General features: G+C 59.3%; 17 protein-coding genes. 8 read left to right on the forward strand and 9 right to left on the reverse strand.

Annotated elements, in window-relative coordinates; genetic code table 11:
- Positions 1-29 precede the first annotated feature (29 nt).
- Positions 30-1,325, reverse strand: a complete 1,296-nt coding sequence (locus tag HX823_RS07365; protein ID WP_061434945.1) for a murein hydrolase activator EnvC — start codon at positions 1,323-1,325, stop codon at positions 30-32.
- Positions 1,326-1,568: 243 nt separating this feature from the next.
- Here HX823_RS07365 and HX823_RS07370 point away from each other — a divergent pair, with 243 nt between their 5' ends.
- Entirely contained in the window at positions 1,569-2,081 is a 513-nt protein-coding gene (locus HX823_RS07370; RefSeq protein ID WP_177074540.1) for a PBECR2 nuclease fold domain-containing protein, read from the forward strand.
- A gap of 216 nt (positions 2,082-2,297) precedes the next feature.
- Here the strand turns inward: HX823_RS07370 and gpmI are convergent, their stop codons facing one another.
- Complete coding sequence (gene gpmI, locus HX823_RS07375) at positions 2,298-3,824, reverse strand: 2,3-bisphosphoglycerate-independent phosphoglycerate mutase (RefSeq protein ID WP_038841672.1); 1,527 nt, start codon at positions 3,822-3,824, stop codon at positions 2,298-2,300.
- Between the two features lie 151 nt (positions 3,825-3,975).
- Here gpmI and HX823_RS07380 point away from each other — a divergent pair, with 151 nt between their 5' ends.
- From HX823_RS07380 to secB, 3 genes are read left to right on the forward strand one after another with little or no spacing between them, the layout of a single operon-like run.
- Positions 3,976-4,389, forward strand: a complete 414-nt coding sequence (locus tag HX823_RS07380) for a rhodanese-like domain-containing protein (RefSeq protein WP_010213877.1) — start codon at positions 3,976-3,978, stop codon at positions 4,387-4,389.
- Between the two features lies 1 nt (position 4,390).
- Positions 4,391-4,645, forward strand: coding sequence for a glutaredoxin 3 (gene grxC, locus HX823_RS07385; RefSeq protein ID WP_033896917.1), 255 nt, complete (start codon positions 4,391-4,393; stop codon positions 4,643-4,645).
- A gap of 41 nt (positions 4,646-4,686) precedes the next feature.
- A complete protein-coding gene (secB, locus tag HX823_RS07390) occupies positions 4,687-5,166 on the forward strand; it encodes a protein-export chaperone SecB (protein ID WP_010213875.1) in 480 nt (159 codons plus the stop codon).
- Between the two features lie 121 nt (positions 5,167-5,287).
- Here the strand turns inward: secB and HX823_RS07395 are convergent, their stop codons facing one another.
- A complete protein-coding gene (locus tag HX823_RS07395; protein WP_016979127.1) occupies positions 5,288-5,743 on the reverse strand; it encodes a tRNA (cytidine(34)-2'-O)-methyltransferase in 456 nt (151 codons plus the stop codon).
- Between HX823_RS07395 and HX823_RS07400 the strand changes: the two genes are divergently transcribed.
- Positions 5,742-6,182, forward strand: coding sequence for a hypothetical protein (locus HX823_RS07400; RefSeq protein ID WP_038841677.1), 441 nt, complete (start codon positions 5,742-5,744; stop codon positions 6,180-6,182). The two genes, HX823_RS07395 and HX823_RS07400, sit on opposite strands and share 2 nt — an antisense overlap.
- Positions 6,183-6,577: 395 nt before the next feature.
- Here the strand turns inward: HX823_RS07400 and ntrC are convergent, their stop codons facing one another.
- The 5 genes from ntrC to glnA all read right to left on the reverse strand — a co-directional run bounded on the left by ntrC (position 6,578) and on the right by glnA (position 11,958).
- Positions 6,578-8,014 carry a nitrogen regulation protein NR(I) gene (ntrC, locus tag HX823_RS07405; RefSeq protein WP_016979129.1) on the reverse strand — a complete coding sequence of 479 codons (1,437 nt, stop codon included), beginning with the start codon at positions 8,012-8,014 and terminating at the stop codon, positions 6,578-6,580.
- On the reverse strand, positions 8,011-9,096 hold the full coding sequence (gene glnL / locus HX823_RS07410; RefSeq protein ID WP_016979130.1) for a nitrogen regulation protein NR(II): 1,086 nt from the start codon (positions 9,094-9,096) through the stop codon (positions 8,011-8,013). Before glnL ends, ntrC begins: the two co-directional genes overlap by 4 nt.
- A 287-nt stretch (positions 9,097-9,383) precedes the next feature.
- Positions 9,384-9,809: a cupin domain-containing protein gene (locus HX823_RS07415; protein ID WP_177074541.1), complete on the reverse strand. Its 426-nt coding sequence runs from the start codon at positions 9,807-9,809 to the stop codon at positions 9,384-9,386.
- Positions 9,810-9,886: 77 nt separating this feature from the next.
- On the reverse strand, positions 9,887-10,423 hold the full coding sequence (locus HX823_RS07420) for a chorismate mutase (protein ID WP_177074542.1): 537 nt from the start codon (positions 10,421-10,423) through the stop codon (positions 9,887-9,889).
- 128 nt (positions 10,424-10,551) lie between these two features.
- The gene (gene glnA, locus HX823_RS07425; protein ID WP_016979133.1) at positions 10,552-11,958 is read right to left on the reverse strand and encodes a type I glutamate--ammonia ligase; all 1,407 of its coding nucleotides are present in this window, start codon (positions 11,956-11,958) and stop codon (positions 10,552-10,554) included.
- 334 nt (positions 11,959-12,292) lie between these two features.
- Between glnA and thiI the strand changes: the two genes are divergently transcribed.
- Together thiI and typA are read left to right on the forward strand one after the other, a co-directional pair.
- The gene (thiI, locus tag HX823_RS07430; RefSeq protein WP_177074543.1) at positions 12,293-13,747 is read left to right on the forward strand and encodes a tRNA uracil 4-sulfurtransferase ThiI; all 1,455 of its coding nucleotides are present in this window, start codon (positions 12,293-12,295) and stop codon (positions 13,745-13,747) included.
- Positions 13,748-13,886: 139 nt separating this feature from the next.
- On the forward strand, positions 13,887-15,707 hold the full coding sequence (gene typA / locus HX823_RS07435) for a translational GTPase TypA (protein WP_032890153.1): 1,821 nt from the start codon (positions 13,887-13,889) through the stop codon (positions 15,705-15,707).
- 203 nt (positions 15,708-15,910) lie between these two features.
- Here typA and HX823_RS07440 read toward each other — a convergent pair whose 3' ends face one another.
- Positions 15,911-16,345 carry a YkgJ family cysteine cluster protein gene (locus HX823_RS07440; RefSeq protein ID WP_017734855.1) on the reverse strand — a complete coding sequence of 145 codons (435 nt, stop codon included), beginning with the start codon at positions 16,343-16,345 and terminating at the stop codon, positions 15,911-15,913.
- A gap of 240 nt (positions 16,346-16,585) precedes the next feature.
- On the opposite strand from HX823_RS07440, the gene HX823_RS07445 reads away from it, so the two are divergent.
- Positions 16,586-19,036: a glycogen/starch/alpha-glucan phosphorylase gene (locus HX823_RS07445; protein WP_177074544.1), complete on the forward strand. Its 2,451-nt coding sequence runs from the start codon at positions 16,586-16,588 to the stop codon at positions 19,034-19,036.

A 19,036-nucleotide genomic window follows, 5' to 3' on the forward strand; every position in this document is an offset into this window, starting at 1 on the left:
TCGAACGAACTCCTAATGTAGATGCAGCCCTATCCTTGGGAACGGCACCATTGTGCAGGATCGCTCGGGCGACCCTGCTGACGAATAGCGAAGTACAGCGCCGGGGTGTCCTGGCCACCACTGTTACCGACAGTGGAGATGGATTCACCGGCTTTTACAACATCACCTGCCGACTTGAGTAAAGTCTGATTGTGGCCGTAAAGGCTCAAATAGCCATTACCGTGGTCAAGAATCACCAACAAGCCAGCGCCGCGCAGCCAATCGGCAAACACCACGCGCCCACCGTGGACGGCGTGCACCTGGCTGCCGGCGGAGGCGCTGATCATCACGCCATCCCACTTCGCGCGGGTGTCATCGCCACGGGTTTCCCCAAAGCGTGCCAGTAATCGACCATCAACGGGCCATGGAAGTTTGCCGCGGGCTGAAGCAAAAGGGCCGCCGAAGTTCTCACCCGCGCTGGAAACCAGCGGGCCAGGCGCTGCACGCGCCGGTTTACGCGGGGCCGGCGCGTCCGAGGTGGCAGCCAGCTCGGCCTCACGCTGGCGCTTTTTTTCGGCTTCCTGCTGGGCGATCAGCGCTTTCTGCCGCGCTTCTTCGGCCTCACGTGCCTGGCGGGCCAGGGTTTCTTCGATGGTCTTGAGCACTTTGGCCAGGTCGGCCTGGTCCTGCTCGCGGGCCTGCAGCTTGGCGTCACGGGCCTTTACGTCGTCATTGAGTTTGGCCAAGGCCAGTTGGCGTTCCTTGCGGACCTTGTCCAATTCGTTGCGCTGGGTGTCGAGGGCGACTTTCTGGTCTTGCAGCTGGGATTGCTGGTTGCCGATCTCCTGCTCGACATTGACCAACTGGCGCAGGGTCTCATTGAAGCTTTTGAGTTGCTCCAGGCGGGCCTTGCTCAGGTAGTCGTAGTAGGTCAGGGTGCGCGCGAATTTCTCGGGGTTCTGCTGGTTGAGCAGCAACTTTAGGTATTCCTGGCGGCCGTTCTGGTAGGCGGCACGGGCCTGGATCGCGATCAGGCGTTGTTGTTCAACGCGTGCGCTCTGGAGTTTTTTTTTCTCAGCGTCGAGTCGCTCCAGTTCCGACTCGCTCTTCTTTAATTCTTTTTGCAGCTCCTGGACCTGCTTCTCCAGCTTGCCCATCTCGGTTTCCGTGCCGCGCAGGTCTTTCTGCACCCCGGATTTCTCTTCCTGGAGCTTGCCGAGCAGTTTTTTCAGCTCGGTAATGTCCTGACGCGTAGCGTCCAACTGTTGTTGGGTTTGTGCGCGCTCATCGGCAAACGCCGGTTGGAGCAGGCAGACAAGAGCAAGGGTAATCAAGGCGCGAAGCATAGAGGCGGGCGACACCAGGGAAATGGACGGCCTAGTATGCCCGCCAACCGCAGCAAAAAAAACGCCTCAAAGCCAACTGCTTTGAGGCGTTCGTCATAAAAAGCCGTTTAGGGCGATTTAATCGGTTGGTTTAAGGGTTTAAACCAAATCGAAGAAACGCCTTGAAACGCTCCGCTTGAACGGAGTTTTGGTTCTGGGAATAGACTCTCGAACCCGCTCATTAGGTAGTCGGCCCGATCGGTAATGCCCCGTATTCATGAACTCAAAGGCCAGAAAACTTGGCTTGATCACGGCTTGCCCGACTTGCGTAGCCTCGACCGGGCTCTTCGGTCCTGTTCGCTTGAGGAAGTGACGACAGGCAAGGACATTGCTGATGCTGTTGAAGTCGTGGCCTCCAACTTGGGATTTACCGATTCAGCGTCCTCAGAAATTCGTATCGTTTCTCCGTTAGGAGAAGTGTTGATCCGGCGTGTAACCCTGCGGCACATAGTTGAAAAACGACAAGATGCCAGAGAGCGATATGTAAAGTTCGCGCTGGATACACTGACCGGACCTCTGGAAATTTGGCGTGTCGCTTACAGTGATGGCTCGACTCGTTTGGCCTTCATTGGCGCTTATGAAACCAAACGGCAAATGCTGGTGGTTGTGAATATCCAGGAAGGCAATCTGCTGTGGAATTTCATGCAGACCGATGCCAAGGCTTTGAATAAACACCGTCATGGCGAACTGATCTACAGGCGTTACCAACTTTTATAGCAGGCAAAGAAAAGGGCAGTTCGAGAGAACTGCCCTAAATGACATGCTTGATATTCATATACACACCCTCAAGCGGGGGTGTGGAGATCTCACCCTACGCTGATGTCCAGCCATCGACGGGGTTCCTACGCCAGTTATCGCCGCTGGAGGCAACTGGTTTCGCGCTCAGGTCTATTATTGACGGGCTACTCGCATTGAGCAACCCCTGAAATATTTTCAGACCAGGATTGAGGTGCCAGTCATCTCCACCGGCTTCTCCAACCCCATCAGCATCAGCATGGTCGGCGCCACATCCGCCAGCACGCCGCCATCACGCACCTTGAAATCACGCTTGCCAACATAGATGAATGGCACTGGCTCGGTGGTGTGGGCGGTGTGGGCCTGTCCGGTGGATTCGTCGGACATCTGCTCGCAGTTGCCGTGGTCGGCGGTGATCAGCGCTTCGCCGCCGACCTTTTCCAGGGCGTCGACGATGCGGCCGACGCACAGGTCCAGGCATTCCACGGCCTTGGTCGCGGCTTCCAGGTTGCCGCTGTGGCCGACCATGTCGCCGTTGGCGTAGTTGACCACGATCACGTCGTAACGCTGGTGTTCAATGGCGTCGACGATCTTGTCGGTGACTTCAGGTGCGCTCATTTCCGGCTGCAGGTCGTAGGTGGCGACCTTTGGCGACGGGATCAGGATGCGTTCTTCGCCTGGGAACGGCTCTTCGCGGCCGCCGGAGAAGAAGAAGGTCACGTGGGCATATTTTTCGGTTTCGGCAATGCGCAGCTGGGTCTTGCCGTTTTTCGCCAGGTAGTCGCCCAACACGTTATCCAGCGTGCCTGCTGCAAAAGCGGCGGGGGCTGGGATGCTGGCGGCGTATTGGGTCAGGCCCACGTACTGCACTTTTGGCTGGCGGGTACGCTCGAACTCCTTGAAACCGTCCTCGACAAACACACGGCTCAGCTCGCGGGCGCGGTCGGCGCGGAAGTTCATGAACACCACGGCGTCGCCGTCTTCTACCTTCACCGGCTCACCAATGGTGGTGGCCTTGACAAATTCATCGCTCTCGCCACGGGCGTAGGCGGCTTCCAGGCCTTCCTGGGCGGTGGCGGCGTGGAATTCGGCCTGGCCGTCGACGATCAGGTTGTAGGCCTGGGAGACGCGGTCCCAGCGGTTGTCACGGTCCATGGCGAAGTAACGGCCCACCAGGCTGGCGATGCGGCCTTTTCCCAGCGCTGCGAAGGTGGCGTCGAGCAGTTCGATGGACGACTGCGCGCTTTTCGGCGGGGTGTCGCGGCCGTCGAGGAAGGCGTGCAGGTAGATCTTATCGGCGCCGCGCTTGAAGGCCAGTTCGGCCATGGCCACCAGATGGTCCTGGTGGCTGTGGACGCCGCCATCGGACAGCAGGCCCATGAAGTGCACGGCCTTGCCGGCGGCCACTGCTTTATCTACCGCGGCGCAGATGGTCGGGTTCTCGAAGAACTCGCCATCGCGGATCGCTTTGGTCACGCGGGTGAAGTCTTGGTATACCACTCGTCCGGCGCCGAGGTTCATGTGGCCGACTTCCGAGTTGCCCATCTGGCCGTCCGGCAGGCCTACGTCCATGCCGGAACCGGAGATGAGTCCGTTGGGTACAGTGGCGGTCAGGCGGTCGAGTACCGGCTTCTTGGCCGCGTATACCGCGTTGTCGTGGTGGCTTTCACTGTGTCCGAAGCCATCGAGAATTATCAGGACCAAAGGTTTAGGCGTAGTAGTCATAGATCCTCTCGCGGCGGTAATAAAGGAAGACAATTGAAAAGGGAGTGGCAGTTTAAAGCGAAGTTCCGACCACGTCACCGCTTTACGGGGGTTGGCCCCCCCTGACGGCTGTGTATACTTACCGCCATTTTAACGCCCTGGAACCTCCTTGATGGTTGATCACCTGATTGCATTTGCCACTGCCCACTATCTGCTTGTGGGTGCCTTCGTCATCCTGCTGGCGCTGCTGATCGCTCACGAATTGAGCCGCGGTGGCCGCAGCCTGAGCACGGCGGAGCTGACCGCGCTGGTCAACAAGGACGAGGCCGTTGTCGTGGACATCCGCCCAGCCAAGGATTTCGCCACCGGCCACATCGTCGGTGCCCTGAACATTCCGCAGGACAAGCTGATCGCGCGCCTGGCCGAGCTGGAAAAGCACAAGGCCAAGACCATTATCCTGGTCGACGCCCAAGGCCAGCACGCCGGCACCCACGCCCGTGAAATGCTCAAGACCGGTTTCACCGCGGCCAAGCTGTCCGGTGGCATCAGCAGCTGGCGCGCCGATAACCTGCCGCTGGTGAAGTGATATGAGCCAGGTTGTCGTGTATTCCAGCGATTGGTGCCCTTACTGCATGCGGGCCAAGGCCCTGCTTGAGAAAAAGGGCGTTGCCTTCGAAGAAATCAAGGTCGACGGCAAACCCCAGGTGCGCGCCGAAATGGCCCAGAAGGCGGGGCGCACGTCCGTGCCGCAGATCTGGATCGGCGCCAGGCACATCGGTGGTTGCGACGACCTGTTCGCCCTTGAGCGCGCCGGTAAACTCGATGCGCTGCTGCTCGTCTGACTCCTAAACCCTAAAAGACCCCAAGATCACAAGGATCTGCGATGACTGACCAACAGAACACCGAAGCTGCAGAAGCCCAAGCGCCACAGTTCTCGCTGCAGCGCATCTACGTGCGTGACCTGTCGTTCGAAGCGCCGAAAAGCCCGGCCATCTTCCGCCAGGAATGGACCCCAAGCGTTGCGCTGGACCTGAACACCCGCCAGAAAGCCCTGGAAGGCGACTTCCACGAAGTGGTGCTGACCCTCTCCGTGACCGTCAAGAACGGCGAAGAAGTGGCCTTCATCGCTGAAGTGCAACAGGCCGGTATCTTCCTGATCCAGGGCCTGGACGAAGCGTCCATGAGCCACACCCTGGGCGCGTTCTGCCCGAACATCCTGTTCCCGTATGCCCGCGAGACCCTGGACAGCCTGGTCACCCGTGGCTCGTTCCCGGCGCTGATGCTGGCTCCGGTGAACTTCGATGCCCTGTACGCTCAAGAGCTGCAGCGCATGCAACAGGAAGGTTCGTCGACGGTTCAGTAAGTCGACGCGGTAAAAAATGTGGGAGCGGGCTTGCTCGCGAATGCGGTACTTCAGTCGATATCTTCAGTGACTGACACACCGCTTTCGCGAGCAAGCCCGCTCCCACATTTGTTTTGCGGTGTTATTTGAAGCCGAGTTGGCGCCAACCTTCATAGACAGCAACCGCCACGGTATTGGACAGGTTCAGGCTGCGGCAGCCCTCGCGCATCGGCAAGCGCAGGCGATGACCGTCGGGCAGCGCGTCAAGCACCTCCGCCGGCAGGCCCCGGCTTTCCGGACCAAACAGGAAGGCGTCGCCTTCGGCGAAGCTGACATCATGGAACGGCTGCGAGCCCTTGGTGGTGAACGCGAACAACCGTGGGTGGCCCAGGCTTTCCAGGCAGCTGGCCAGGTCGGCGTGGCGCTGGAGCGTGGCGTACTCGTGGTAGTCCAGCCCGGCACGGCGCAGGCGCTTGTCGTCCATGTCAAAGCCCAAAGGCTCGATCAAATGCAGGTGGCAGCCACTGTTGGCGCACAGCCTGATAACGTTGCCGGTATTCGGCGGAATTTCTGGTTGAAAAAGGATGACGTGAAACATGCACGGCTCCGAAGGTAAAGATGCGCTGCATTCTACCCCCGAAGAGGACCCAAGACCGAAGCTAATGCCACGGGTCATGGGCTCTTTGGCAATTGTTGGCTTGATGGTGGGCCTGATGATCGGCCGCCTGACCACGCCGGACCCGGTCGAGCTGCAACAGGTCGAGACCGCAGCGGACGGCGTAGTGGTGTGGTTCAACAGCGAACCCAAGCTGCACGGCGAGCATATCGACGGCACCGTGGCGCTGCTGTTCGACGCGCAAGGCAAGGCTGCCAGTGGGCAACTCAAGGTCAATGACAAGGATGTGAACTGGCGCGTGCGCAAGACCGATGGCGGCCTGTTACTGAACCTGGTGGCGGCTCGGCCGTTGCGCGGGGAATGGAAAGGAGAAAAGACTGAAGGCCGCTGGCGGCTGGAGATCCATCTCCAAGAGCAATAAAAGAGGGAGTTCCCGGCCTGCCTGTACCAGGGCTCCCAAAACGGGGTGAAGCTTTCAAGGCTTCGGTGTTAAAGAGGGAATCCCCGGCCTGCCTGTACCGAGGTTCCCCAAAGCGGTGTGGAGCGCGACGCGATTCGCATCAAGCACCCCGGGTGTAAAGAGGGGATTCTCGGCCTGCCTGTACCAAGGTCCCCGAAACTGGGTAGTACAGGGGTTATTGCAGGGCGCGTGCCAGAGTCGGCAAAGTGTGCCAAAAAATTTCTCCAGAAAGCGCAAAGCCCCGGAATACGGGGCTTTGGTGTTTTAGGCTTTTAGATTTTTATCAGTGAGGCCGAAGTCTCATAGGTTGGATCCATGCCCAATGCCGGTTCATGGTGCATTGAAGCGGTGCACCTTTAGCCCTCGTCGCCCTCGTCATCGTCACCACCGTCGACCTTCATCCCCAGCTCCTTGATCTTGCGAGTCAGCGTATTGCGGCCCCAGCCCAGCAACACGGCGGCATCGCGACGGCGACCGGCGGTGTGCTTCAGGGCGGTCTCGATCATGATTCGCTCGAACGCCGGCACGGCGCTGTCCAACAAGTTCGACTGGCCGCGAGCCAGGGCCTGGTCGGCCCATTGCCGCAGGGCCTGCTCCCAGTTGGTCACCGGCGCCGAATCCTGTGGCAGGCTCAGCAGCTCCGGCGGCAGGTCGCTGATGTGCACTTCACGGCCGGACGCCATCACTGTGATCCAGCGGCAGGTGTTCTCCAGCTGGCGCACGTTGCCGGGCCACGGCAGGTTCTTCAGGTATTCCTCGGTTTCGCTTTTCAGCAGCTTCGGCTCGACGGCCAGCTCCTGGGCAGCGCGGCTGAGGAAATGGCGGGCCAGGGTGGGAATGTCTTCGCGACGGTCCGACATCCGTGGAATGTGAATGCGGATCACGTTAAGGCGATGGAACAAGTCCTCACGGAATTTACCGGCGTGGACCAGGGTTTCCAGATTCTGGTGGGTCGCGGCGATGATGCGCACGTCGACCTTGACCGGCGTGTGCCCACCCACCCGATAGAACTCACCGTCCGCCAGCACGCGCAGCAGGCGCGTCTGGGTATCGGCTGGCATATCGCCGATTTCATCGAGGAACAGCGTGCCGCCGTCCGCTTGTTCAAAGCGGCCGCGGCGCAGGTTGGCCGCGCCGGTGAACGCGCCTTTTTCATGGCCGAACAGCTCGGACTCCATCAAATCCTTCGGGATAGCCGCCATGTTCAGTGCAATGAACGGCGAGGCCGCCCGTGGGCTGTGGCGGTGCAGCGCGTGGGCCACCAGTTCTTTACCGGTGCCCGATTCGCCGTTGATCAGCACGGTAATGTTGGAGTGGCTCAAGCGCCCGATGGCGCGAAACACTTCCTGCATCGCCGGCGCTTCGCCGATGATTTCCGGGGTGCGGGTCAGCGCTGGTGGTGCTTCCTGGCTCTGCTGTTCCTGGGCGTGCTGGTTGGCGCGCTTGACCAGCGCCACCGCCTCGTCCACGTCGAACGGCTTGGGCAGGTATTCAAAGGCGCCGCCCTGATAGGACGCGACAGCGCTGTCCAGGTCCGAGTGCGCGGTCATGATGATCACCGGCAGGCGTGGATGCTGCTCGCGAATCCGCGCCAGCAGGTCCAGGCCGCTGGCGCCGGGCATGCGGATGTCGGAGATGATCACGTCGGGCTGCTGGCGTGCCAGGCGGCTCATCACCCCGTCGGCGCTGTCGAAGCTCTGGGTGGTCATGCCTTCCTGTTGCAAGGCTTTCTCGAGGACCCAGCGGATAGAACGGTCGTCATCGACGATCCAGACAGTTTCACTACGGCTCATGTCGATGGGGCTCCTTGTTCCAGTGGCAGAAAGATCGAGAAGGTGGTGTGGCCAGGATGGCTCTCACATTCGATCAGGCCCTGATGCTGGCTGATGATGTTCTGGGTAATGGCCAGGCCCAGCCCGGTACCGTCTGGGCGGCCGCTGACCATGGGAAAGAAAATGGTTTCCTGGAGTTCCGCAGGAATGCCCGGACCGTTGTCGATGATCTCGACCTTGGTCACCAGGCGATGGCGCACGTGACCGATGGTGAACTGGCGCAGGGCGCGGGTGCGCAGGCTGATGCGGCCCAGGCGCAGCTCGTTCTGGCTGCTGATGGCCTGCATGGCGTTGCGTACGATATTGAGCACTGCCTGGATCATCTGTTCGCGGTCGATCAATACATCCGGAATACTGGGGTCATAGTCGCGCACCAAGGTGATGCAGCCCTGGCTTTCGGCCTCGACCAGTTGGCAGACACGCTCCAGCACTTCGTGCACGTTGGTCATCGCCAGCGACGGCAGCTTGTTGGAGCCGAGCATGCGGTCCACCAGGTTACGCAGGCGGTCGGCTTCTTCAATGATGACGTTGGTGTAGTCCTTGAGGTTTTCGTCCGGCAGCTCGCGGGCCAGCAACTGCGCCGCGCCACGGATGCCGCCGAGTGGGTTCTTGATTTCATGGGCCAGGCCGCGCACCAGCATCTTGCTGGTCTCCTGCTTGGACAGCTGCGCTTCCTCCTTGGTGATGCGCAGCAGGCGGTCACGGGGGTGCACTTCCAGCAACAGCAGGGTGGCACCGTTGCTCAGGATCGGGGTCACGGCGTAGTCGACGGTCAACGTCTGGCCGGTAAGGGCCGTGAGCATCGCCTCGCGCTTGGTGAACGGGTGTGCCTGCTCCACCGCCTGGCGCAGCGAGCTCAAGGCTTCGGCCGACTCGGTGAACAATTCGCTGATGAACTGCCCATGGCTGCGCTGGCCGCTGATAGCCAGGAGCATCTCCGCCGCCGGGTTCATGTACTCAAGGCGCAGGTCATCATTGAGCAGGATGGTCGCGGTGGTCAGGTTGTCGAGTAGCAATCGGTGCAGTGCATCGCTGATGGTCATCAGGACCTCTTTTGGAGCAAGGCGCGGGCTTGAGGCACACGCTGATACAAGGAAAATGCAAAAACCAAACCAAGGCTCCGAAAAGAAGCGTGCAAGCCCTGAAATGGGGGTTTTAGGCGCGAAACTGTGGCGTTCTGCCAGCTTGCTCGGGAAGTTTCGAACCAAAATGGGCTGGGCAGGTGGGAAGGGTGCAGCCTATCGCACCAATATAGTGCGGTTTTGTGAAGGTTGTTCAGGAAGTGGTGAGCCGACCGTTTTCTATATGAGGTGAAAACGATCCGCAGCGGTCAGTGTTGCTCTGACAGTGGCATGCCTGGGGTGCCCGCATAAAACACCAGAAGCTCCACCGGGGTGTCTCCGGTGACGCCGCGATGCTCGGTGCCCACCATCTCGGCCAGGGCTTGGCCTTGCCTCAAGGTGCGCGTAGCCCCGCTGCTGCGGGCTTCAACGGTCAACTCACCCGAAACAATGTAGGCGGCGTTGGGCATGGGGTGGGTGTGCCAGGGCAGTTGCGTGCGCGCAGGGATCTTCAGGCGTATCAGCGTGAGCTGCGGCGGGCCGGAAGGGTAGGCTTTGTAGGGTGTGCCATCCCACGACTCGCTGCGTTCAAGCAAAACCTCTTTCTCGATCTGTGCCGCATCCTTTGCCTGCGTGCCGCAGCCCAGCAACGACAAACCTAGCGCTGCTGCAATCAAGCACTTGAGGGTGTCCATGGTTCCGTCCTGTTCAGTGAGTGAGCGCTCAGGCTATGGCTGCCGGCCCAGGTGAAGATGCAGGACGGTTCCTCAAATCAGGTAGGTCGAACGCAGAGCTCTGCGGTGGCACGGATCATCGCCAGTTGACGCAACGGATCATTCAGCGGCTCATGCACGGCTTCGGCCAGCCACTGTGGGCACTGTGGGTCGGTGCGCTGCGGGGTGAAGTCCGCCAATTGTTGCAGCAGGCGTTTTTGCAGTTCGTCCAGCTGCGGGCGGATCTGTTTCACCAGGTCCGGCCGCGGATCGTCAGGCGCCTTGCCCTGGAACTGCCAGTCGGACAGATGGGTGTACTGCACCAGTTTGTTCGCCTCGATCTGCGCCGCGAAAAACTGCTCGACCGCGGCAGGCGCCAATGTGTAGCTCGGTGCTTGGGCGACGACGCTGGCGATCACTTCTTGTTCGCGCTTTTTGTCCTCTACAGGCTTGTGGCTGTCCCATTTGCTCAGGGCTACCTGGTCGGCGATCTCCAGGCGTTCGGCGATGCTGTTGAGCAGAGGCTCGAGCGTGGCGGGCGCCGCAGAGGCATTGGTGCTGATCAATAGCAGGGCAAAGGCGATTCGCAGGTTCAAGGTCGGTTTCCTTGTCGGGCAGTTGGGCGAGGTCTCAATAGTGAGGGTGTCAGGCTTTTATGTCAGGCAAAAAAAGACCTCCCGAAGGAGGTCTTTTTCATCACGCTACGTTAAATAGCGCTACCGGATCAGCAGCTGTAGTACAGCTCGTATTCCAGTGGGTGTACGAAGGTGCGAACCTTGATTTCTTCTTCGCTTTTCAGGCCGATGTAAGCGTCGATGAAGTCGTCGCTGAACACGCCGCCTTTGGTCAGGAACGCACGGCCCTTGTCCAGCTCTTCCAGGGCTTCTTTCAGGCTGCCGCACACTTGTGGGATCTCTTTGGCCTCTTCAGGCGGCAGGTCGTACAAGTTTTTGTCGGCGGCGTCGCCAGGGTGGATCTTGTTCTGGATACCGTCCAGGCCAGCCATGACCAGGGCCGCGAATGCCAGGTACGGGTTGGCTGCTGGATCCGGGAAGCGGGCTTCGATACGGCGAGCGCGAGGGCTGGACACGTAAGGAATACGGATCGAAGCGGAACGGTTGCGTGCCGAGTAGGCCAGCATGACCGGTGCTTCAAAACCTGGGACCAGACGCTTGTAGGAGTTGGTCGACGGGTTGGTGAAGCCGTTCAGGGCCTTACCGTGCTTGATGATACCGCCGATGAAGTACAGGGCAGTGTCGGACAGGCCGGCATAACCTTCGCCAGCGAAGGTGTTCTTGCCATCTTTGGCGATGGACAGGTGAACGTGCATACCCGAACCGTTATCGCCGTACAGTGGCTTAGGCATGAAGGTAGCGGTACGGCCGTAAGCGACTGCAGTGTTGTGTACGCAGTACTTCAGGGTCTGTACTTCGTCAGCCTTGGCAACCAGGGTGTTGAACTTCACACCGATTTCGTTCTGACCGGCAGTGGCCACTTCGTGGTGGTGCACTTCGATGACCAGGCCCATGTCTTCCATGGCGTTGCACATGGAGGTACGGATTTCGTGGTCGTGGTCGAACGGCGGAACTGGGAAGTAGCCACCTTTGATACCTGGACGGTGGCCATGGTTGCCGCCTTCCACGTCCTGGTCGGACATCCAGGAGCCTTGTTCGGAGTAGATCTTGAACATGGAGCCGGAGATGTCGGACTTGAACTTAACCTGGTCGAAGATGAAGAATTCTGGCTCTGGGCCTACGAATACAGTGTCACCGATACCGGTGGACTTCAGGTATTCCTCGGCACGCTTGGCGATCGCACGTGGGTCGCGGTCGTAGCCTTGCATGGTCGAAGGCTCGATCACGTCGCAGACCAGGATCAGGGTCGGCTCTTCGGTGAACGGGTCGAGTACGGCAGTGCTGTCGTCCGGCATCAGGATCATGTCGGAGGCTTCGATGCCTTTCCAGCCAGCGATGGAGGAACCGTCGAACATTTTGCCTTCTTCGAAGAAAGCTTCATCCAGCGCGTCGCGAGCCGGCATGGTCACGTGGTGCTGAGTGCCTTTGGTGTCCGTGAAGCGCAGATCAATCCATTTAACGTCATGATCTTTGATGAGTTGAACCGACTTCGACATAGTGTCCTCCGGGTGGCTTCGGGCTGGGGTAGTGGAGTTAGCCCTTAGAATGTGGGTGATGCCGGCGCGGATAGTCCGCCATGGCAACCTGCCTCACAAGAGAGCAAATTGCATGCCAGTGCGCCAACATGGGTTTTCTGCTCCAAAAACGCCCCTATAAAGGTGCATTGCGACAAAAGCCCAAAAATAGCGCACCGCAATGTAGCGCAAAGGCGCACAAATGCACCTCTTTAGTGCGTTGCGCTTGTGATGCATATTAACTGGTTAAACCTTGAGCGATTTCCGCTATAATCCGCGCCCCCCTTTTTCAGCAGGCCCGGCGCGCGCTGTTTCCATGAAATTAATCGTAAAAGTCTTCCCCGAGATCACCATCAAAAGCCGACCGGTACGGACGCGTTTCATCCGTCAATTGGCCAAGAACATCCGTGCCGTGCTCCGCGATCTGGACCCGGCTGTGGTGGTGAACGGCGTGTGGGACAACCTCGAGCTGGAAACCCGTGTTACCGAGCCCAAAGCCTTGAAGGACATGACCGAGCGCCTGAGCTGCATGCCGGGTATCGCGCATTTCCTGCAGGTGGATGAGTACCCGCTGGGCGACTTCGACGACATCACCGAGAAGTGCAAACAGCATTACGGCAGTGAGCTGGAAGGCAAGATCTTTTCGGTGCGCTGCAAGCGTGCCGGCAAGCACACTTTCAGCTCCATGGATGTCGAAAAATACGTCGGCAGCAAGCTGCGTCGCGAGTGCGGCGCCGCCGGAATTTCCCTGAAAGCGCCGCAAATTGAAGTGCGCATGGAAATTCGCGACCAACGGTTGTTTGTCATCCACAGCCAGCACAACAGCATCGGCGGCTACCCGCTGGGCGCCCTGGAACAGACCCTGGTCTTGATGTCCGGCGGTTTCGATTCCACGGTTGCCGCTTACCAGATCATGCGCCGTGGCCTGATGAGCCACTTCTGCTTCTTTAATCTGGGCGGGCGTGCACACGAATTGGGCGTGATGGAAGTCGCGCACTTTATCTGGAAGAAATACGGCAGCTCCCAACGCGTGCTATTTGTGAGCGTACCGTTCGAGGAAGTGCTGGGCGAAATTCTCGGTAAAGTCGATAACGGTCATATGGGCGTGGTATTGAAGCGTATGATGTTGCGCGCCGCGTCGCAGATTGCCGATCGCTTGCAGATCGACGCGCTGGTGACCGGTGAGGCGATCTCCCAGGTGTCCAGCCAGACGCTGCCGAACCTGTCGATCATCGACTGCGTTACCGAGAAGCTGGTGTTGCGCCCGCTGATCGCCAGCCACAAGCAGGACATCATCGACCTGGCAGAAGAAATCGGCACCGCCGACTTCGCCAAGCACATGCCCGAGTACTGCGGGGTCATTTCGGTGAACCCCAAGACCCACGCCAAGCGTCACCGCGTGGAGCATGAAGAGAAAGAATTCGACATGGCGATTCTGGAGCGTGCGCTCGAGAACGCCAAGCTGGTCCCGATCGATCGTGTGATCGACGAACTGGGCCAGGATGTGAAGATCGAAGAAGTCAGCGAAGCCCTGGCCGGCCAGATCATCATCGACATCCGTCACCCGGATGCCGCTGAAGATGAGCCGCTGGAAATCGCCGGCATCGACGTACAAACGCTGCCGTTCTATGCATTGAACGCGCGTTTCAAGGAACTGGATAACAGCCGTCAGTACCTGCTGTATTGCGACAAAGGCGTGATGAGTCGCCTGCATGCCCACCATTTGCTCAGTGAGGGGCATGCCAATGTGCGCGTTTATCGACCGAGCTAAGAGCCCGGGGCTGTTTGCCTGTGGCCTGCGTCACCGGCCCCCCGACTCTGCCGTCAAGCTGTAACGGCAAGGCCTGACTCTACTGTTAATCGCTGCCACGACCTGTCAGCACACCGAATCCTCTGATCGAGATACACAAGTGATCGAAAATCTACGTAACATCGCCATCATTGCTCACGTTGACCATGGTAAAACCACCCTGGTAGACAAACTCCTGCGTCAATCCGGCACCCTGGAGCGCAACGAGCTCAACGACGAGCGCGTGATGGACTCCAACGACCAGGAAAAAGAGCGCGGTATTACCATCCTGGCTAAAAACACCGCTATCAACTGGAACGGCTACCACATCAACATCGTGGACACCCCGGGCCACGCCGACTTCGGCGGCGAAGTAGAACGCGTAATGTCGATGGTTGACTCCGTTCTGCTGCTGGTTGACGCTCAAGACGGCCCTATGCCGCAAACCCGTTTCGTGACCAAGAAGGCTTTCGAAGCCGGCCTGCGTCCGATCGTGTGCATCAACAAGGTTGACCGTCCAGGCGCGCGTCCGGATTGGGTTCTGGATCAGATCTTCGACCTGTTCGACAACCTGGGTGCCACCGAAGAACAACTGGACTTCAAAGTCGTCTACGCCTCGGCCCTGAACGGCATTGCCGGTCTGGAACACACCGACATGGCTGAAGACATGACCCCGCTGTACCAGTCGATCGTCGACAACGTACCAGCGCCGAAAGTTGACCGTGACGGCCCGTTCCAGATGCAAATCTCGGCACTGGACTACAACAGCTTCCTGGGTGTTATCGGTGTTGGCCGTATCGCTCGTGGTAGCGTCAAGCCGAACACCCCGGTTGTCGCCATCGGCGCCGACGGCAAGAAGCGTAACGGTCGTATCCTGAAGCTGATGGGTCACCACGGTCTGCACCGTATCGACGTTGAAGAAGCTTTCGCCGGCGACATCGTGTGCGTAAGCGGTATGGACTCGCTGTTCATCTCCGACACCCTGTGCCAGCCAGACAACGTCGAGGCGATGAAGCCTCTGACCGTTGACGAGCCAACCGTTTCCATGACCTTCCAGGTAAACGACTCGCCATTCTGCGGTAAAGAAGGCAAGTTCGTGACCTCCCGTAACATCAAGGAGCGTCTGGACAAAGAGCTGCTGTACAACGTTGCTCTGCGCGTTGAAGAAGGCGACTCGGCTGACAAGTTCAAGGTTTCCGGCCGTGGTGAGCTGCACCTCTCGGTACTGATCGAAACCATGCGTCGCGAAGGCTTCGAAATGGGCGTTGGTCGTCCAGAAGTGATCATCCGTCAGGTTGACGGCGTGAAGCAGGAACCGTTCGAAAACGTCACCATCGACACCCCGGAAGAATCCCAGGGCAAGGTGATGGAAGAGATGGGTCTGCGTAAAGGCGACCTGACCAACATGGTGCCGGATGGCAAAGGCCGTGTACGTCTGGAATACAACATCCCTGCGCGTGGTCTGATCGGTTTCCGTAACCAGTTCCTGACCCTGACCAACGGTGCTGGCATCCTGACCTCGATCTTCGATCGCTACGACACCATGAAGTCCGGCGACATGTCCGGCCGTCAGAACGGTGTTCTGGTATCGGTAGAAACCGGCAAGGCGCTGACCTACTCCCTGGAAACCCTCCAGGCGCGTGGCAAGCTGTTCGTTGAACACGGTCAAGAGATCTACAACGGTCAGATCGTTGGTCTGAACAGCCGTGACAACGACATGGGCGTCAACCCAACCAAAGGCAAGAAGCTCGACAACATGCGTGCTTCGGGCAAAGACGAAACCATCGCTCTGGTTCCACCTGTTCGCTTCACCCTGGAACAGGCCCTGGAATTCATCCAGGACGACGAGCTGTGCGAAGTCACGCCTAAGTCGATCCGCCTGCGTAAGAAGATCCTGGACGAAGGCGAGCGTACCCGCGCTGCCAAGAAAGCCAAGAACTGAGTTAACTCAGGCTGAATGAAAAACGCCCCCGGTCGAAAGGCCGGGGGCGTTTTTTTGTGCCTGCAGTTTGTGTAGTGGCTGTACTGGCCCCTTCGCGAGCAAGCCCGCTCCCACATTCGACCGAGTTCCAACTTTGGAATGCGTTCAAATGTGGGAGCGGGCTTGCTCGCGAAAGCGGTAGTCCAAGCAATACAAAATTGGGATCAGAACTTGTCGAGGGTCTTGAACTTAGTCTCGCGCACCACTTCCTTTGGCTTATACGCGCAATACCCCGGCCGCGGCCCGATCTTTGGGTGGTTGCGGCAAGTATCCGGGCGCTTGTCATAAATAGTGCAGAAGCGCGTCTTACGATCCAGGAACAGGCAATCGTTGTTGCTCATGCGCTGCAGGGTAAAAATCTCGGACTTGGAGTTGAAGCGCTCGACGATGCCTTCCTTCTGCAACCGCTTGGCGATGTTCTTCGCCGGGTCGCCCAGCTCGAATTCATCGACCAGGCCAATGCGGATCAGGTCCTTGACCTTCACTTCGACCGGCAGCGTGCAGCAGCTGGACACGCAACCACCGCACATGTGCGCGGAATATTTCTGCCACGTTTCGAGACGGTCGAGTTCCGCGGCGGCGATCAATTGAGGCTTCATCAGGGTTCCAAAAGGTGGGGCTGTATCCGGGCGCGCGATCATACCGGGATTGGTGATTTTTTGAACAATATTTTGTGGGTGTCGGCCAGAAGGTGCGCGTTTGCCAAAAGCAGGCACGGCCAATGCATCAAAACCCTGCAAAGGTAAATGCGTTAAAAAACTGCCGAACCAGAGCGTCTACCGTCTGTCAGACCGTCTAGGCTCTAGCAACTCCTTCTATCTCGCCCGAGGTCGCAATTGATGTCTCAGGAACCACTTGCACGAGAAGCAGAGGTAGCCGCATTTCGCGATGCCGTCTTGACCAAACTCACCTACGCGGTGGGCAAGGACCCGGATCACGCCTTCGACCACGACTGGTTTGAAGCCATTGCCCTGGCCGCGCGCGACCAGATGGTCGATCACTGGATGGACCACACCCGGCGCATCTACCGCAAAGGCCAGAAGCGGGTTTACTACCTTTCCCTGGAATTCCTCATCGGCCGCTTGCTCTATGACAGCCTGAGCAACCTCGGCGTGCTGGAGATTGCGCGCGAAGCGCTATCGGAGTTGGGCGTCGACCTGGAGCGCATCCGCCTGCTGGAGCCCGATGCGGCGCTCGGCAACGGTGGCCTGGGCCGCCTGGCGGCGTGCTTCATGGAAAGCATGTCGACCCTGGGTGTGGCCGGCCACGGCTATGGCATCCGTTATGAACACGGCCTGTTCCGCCAGGCGATTGTCGATGGTTGGCAACAGGAGCAGACCGAACACTGGCTGGACTTCGGCAACCCCTGGGAATTCGAACGCCCTGAAGTGGTGTACCCGATCGGCTTTGGCGGCAGCGTCGAAACCCTGGATGACGGCACCGGCAAGATGGTTCAGCGATGGACCCCCAATGAAACCGTGCGCGCCATCGCTTATGACACGCCGGTGGTCGGCTGGCGCGGCGCAAGCGTCAACACCTTGCGCCTGTGGCGTGCCCGTGCGGTGGAAGACCTGCACCTGGAACGCTTCAACGCCGGTGATCACCTGGGCGCCGTCGCCGAAGTAGCGCGTGCCGAAAGCATCTCCCGAGTGCTTTACCCGGCCGATAGCACCGAAGCAGGGCAGGAACTGCGCCTGCGCCAGGAATACTTCTTCGTCGCCGCCTCCCTGCAAGACCTGCTGCGCCGCCACAAGAACATGCACGGCTCGGTGCTGAGCCTGGGCGAACACGCTGCGATCCAGCTCAACGACACCCACCCGTCCATCGCCGTGGCCGAGTTGATGCGTCAGTTGGTGGACCTGCACGACATTCCATGGGAAGCCGCGTGGGATGTCACTGTCGAAACCCTTTCCTACACCAACCACACCTTGTTGCCTGAGGCATTGGAAACCTGGCCTGTAGGCTTGATGGAACGCATGCTGCCCCGGCACATGCAGATCATCTACCTGATCAACGCCCAACACATCGATTCGCTGCGCGCCAAAGGCATCCATGACTTTGACGTGCTGCGCGCCGTGTCGCTGATCGAAGAAGACAACGGCCGCCGCGTGCGCATGGGCAACCTGGCGTTCCTCGGTTCCCACAGCGTCAACGGTGTGTCCGGCTTGCACACCCAATTGATGCGCAGCACCGTGTTCTCCGAGCTGCACAAGCTGTACCCGGAGCGCATCAACAACAAAACCAACGGCATTACCTTCCGTCGCTGGTTGTACCAGGCCAACCCCAAGCTCACGTCCATGCTGGTGGAAGCGCTCGGCCCGGACATTCTCGACAAGCCCGAAGAACGGCTGGTGGAGCTTGAGCCATTTGCCGAAAAACAGACGTTCCGCAAGGCCTTTGCCGAGCAGCGTTTGCACAGTAAGCGGGCGCTGGCGGACATCATTCATGAGCGCCTGGGCATTGCGGTCAACCCGGCGGCGATGTTCGACTTGCAGGTCAAGCGCATCCACGAATACAAGCGTCAACTGCTCAACCTGCTGCACACCGTGGCGCTGTACCAGGCGATCCGCGCCGAACCGGGCACCGACTGGGTGCCGCGCGTGAAGATCTTCTCCGGCAAGGCGGCGGCCAGTTATCACCAGGCAAAGCTGATCATCAAACTGACCAACGACATCGCCCGAACGGTCAACAACGACCCGACCGTGCGCGGTTTGCTCAAGGTAGTGTTCCTGCCCAACTACAACGTCAGCCTGGCGGAAAGCATCATCCCGGCGGCGGACTTGTCGGAGCAGATCTCCACTGCCGGCTTCGAAGCGTCGGGCACCAGCAACATGAAATTCGGCCTCAACGGCGCGCTGACCATCGGCACCATGGACGGCGCCAACGTGGAAATGCATGAGCGTGTGGGCGCCGAGCACATGTTTATCTTCGGCCTCAGTGCGCAGCAGGTGGAAGCCCGCAAGCATGCGGGTGAATTCAATGCGGGTCCTGATATCGCGGCCTCTCATCGGTTGAACGACGTGCTGCAAGCGATCCGGGGCGGGGTGTTCTCGCCGGATGATCCGGGCCGCTACGTAGGGTTGATCGATGGGCTGATCGACTACGACCGCTTTTTGGTCTGTGCCGACTTCGATTCGTACTGGGACGCCCAGGCGCGGGTCGAGGCGCATTGGCATGATTCCAAGGCCTGGTGGCGTTCGGCGGTGCTGAATACGGCGCGTATGGGCTGGTTCAGTTCGGATCGTACGATCAGGGAGTACGCGACCGAGATCTGGAAAGCCCTCGACTGA

Source organism: Pseudomonas sp. P7759 (assembly GCF_013386445.1).
In the GTDB taxonomy this organism is placed as follows: Bacteria; Pseudomonadota; Gammaproteobacteria; order Pseudomonadales; family Pseudomonadaceae; genus Aquipseudomonas; species Aquipseudomonas azotoformans_A.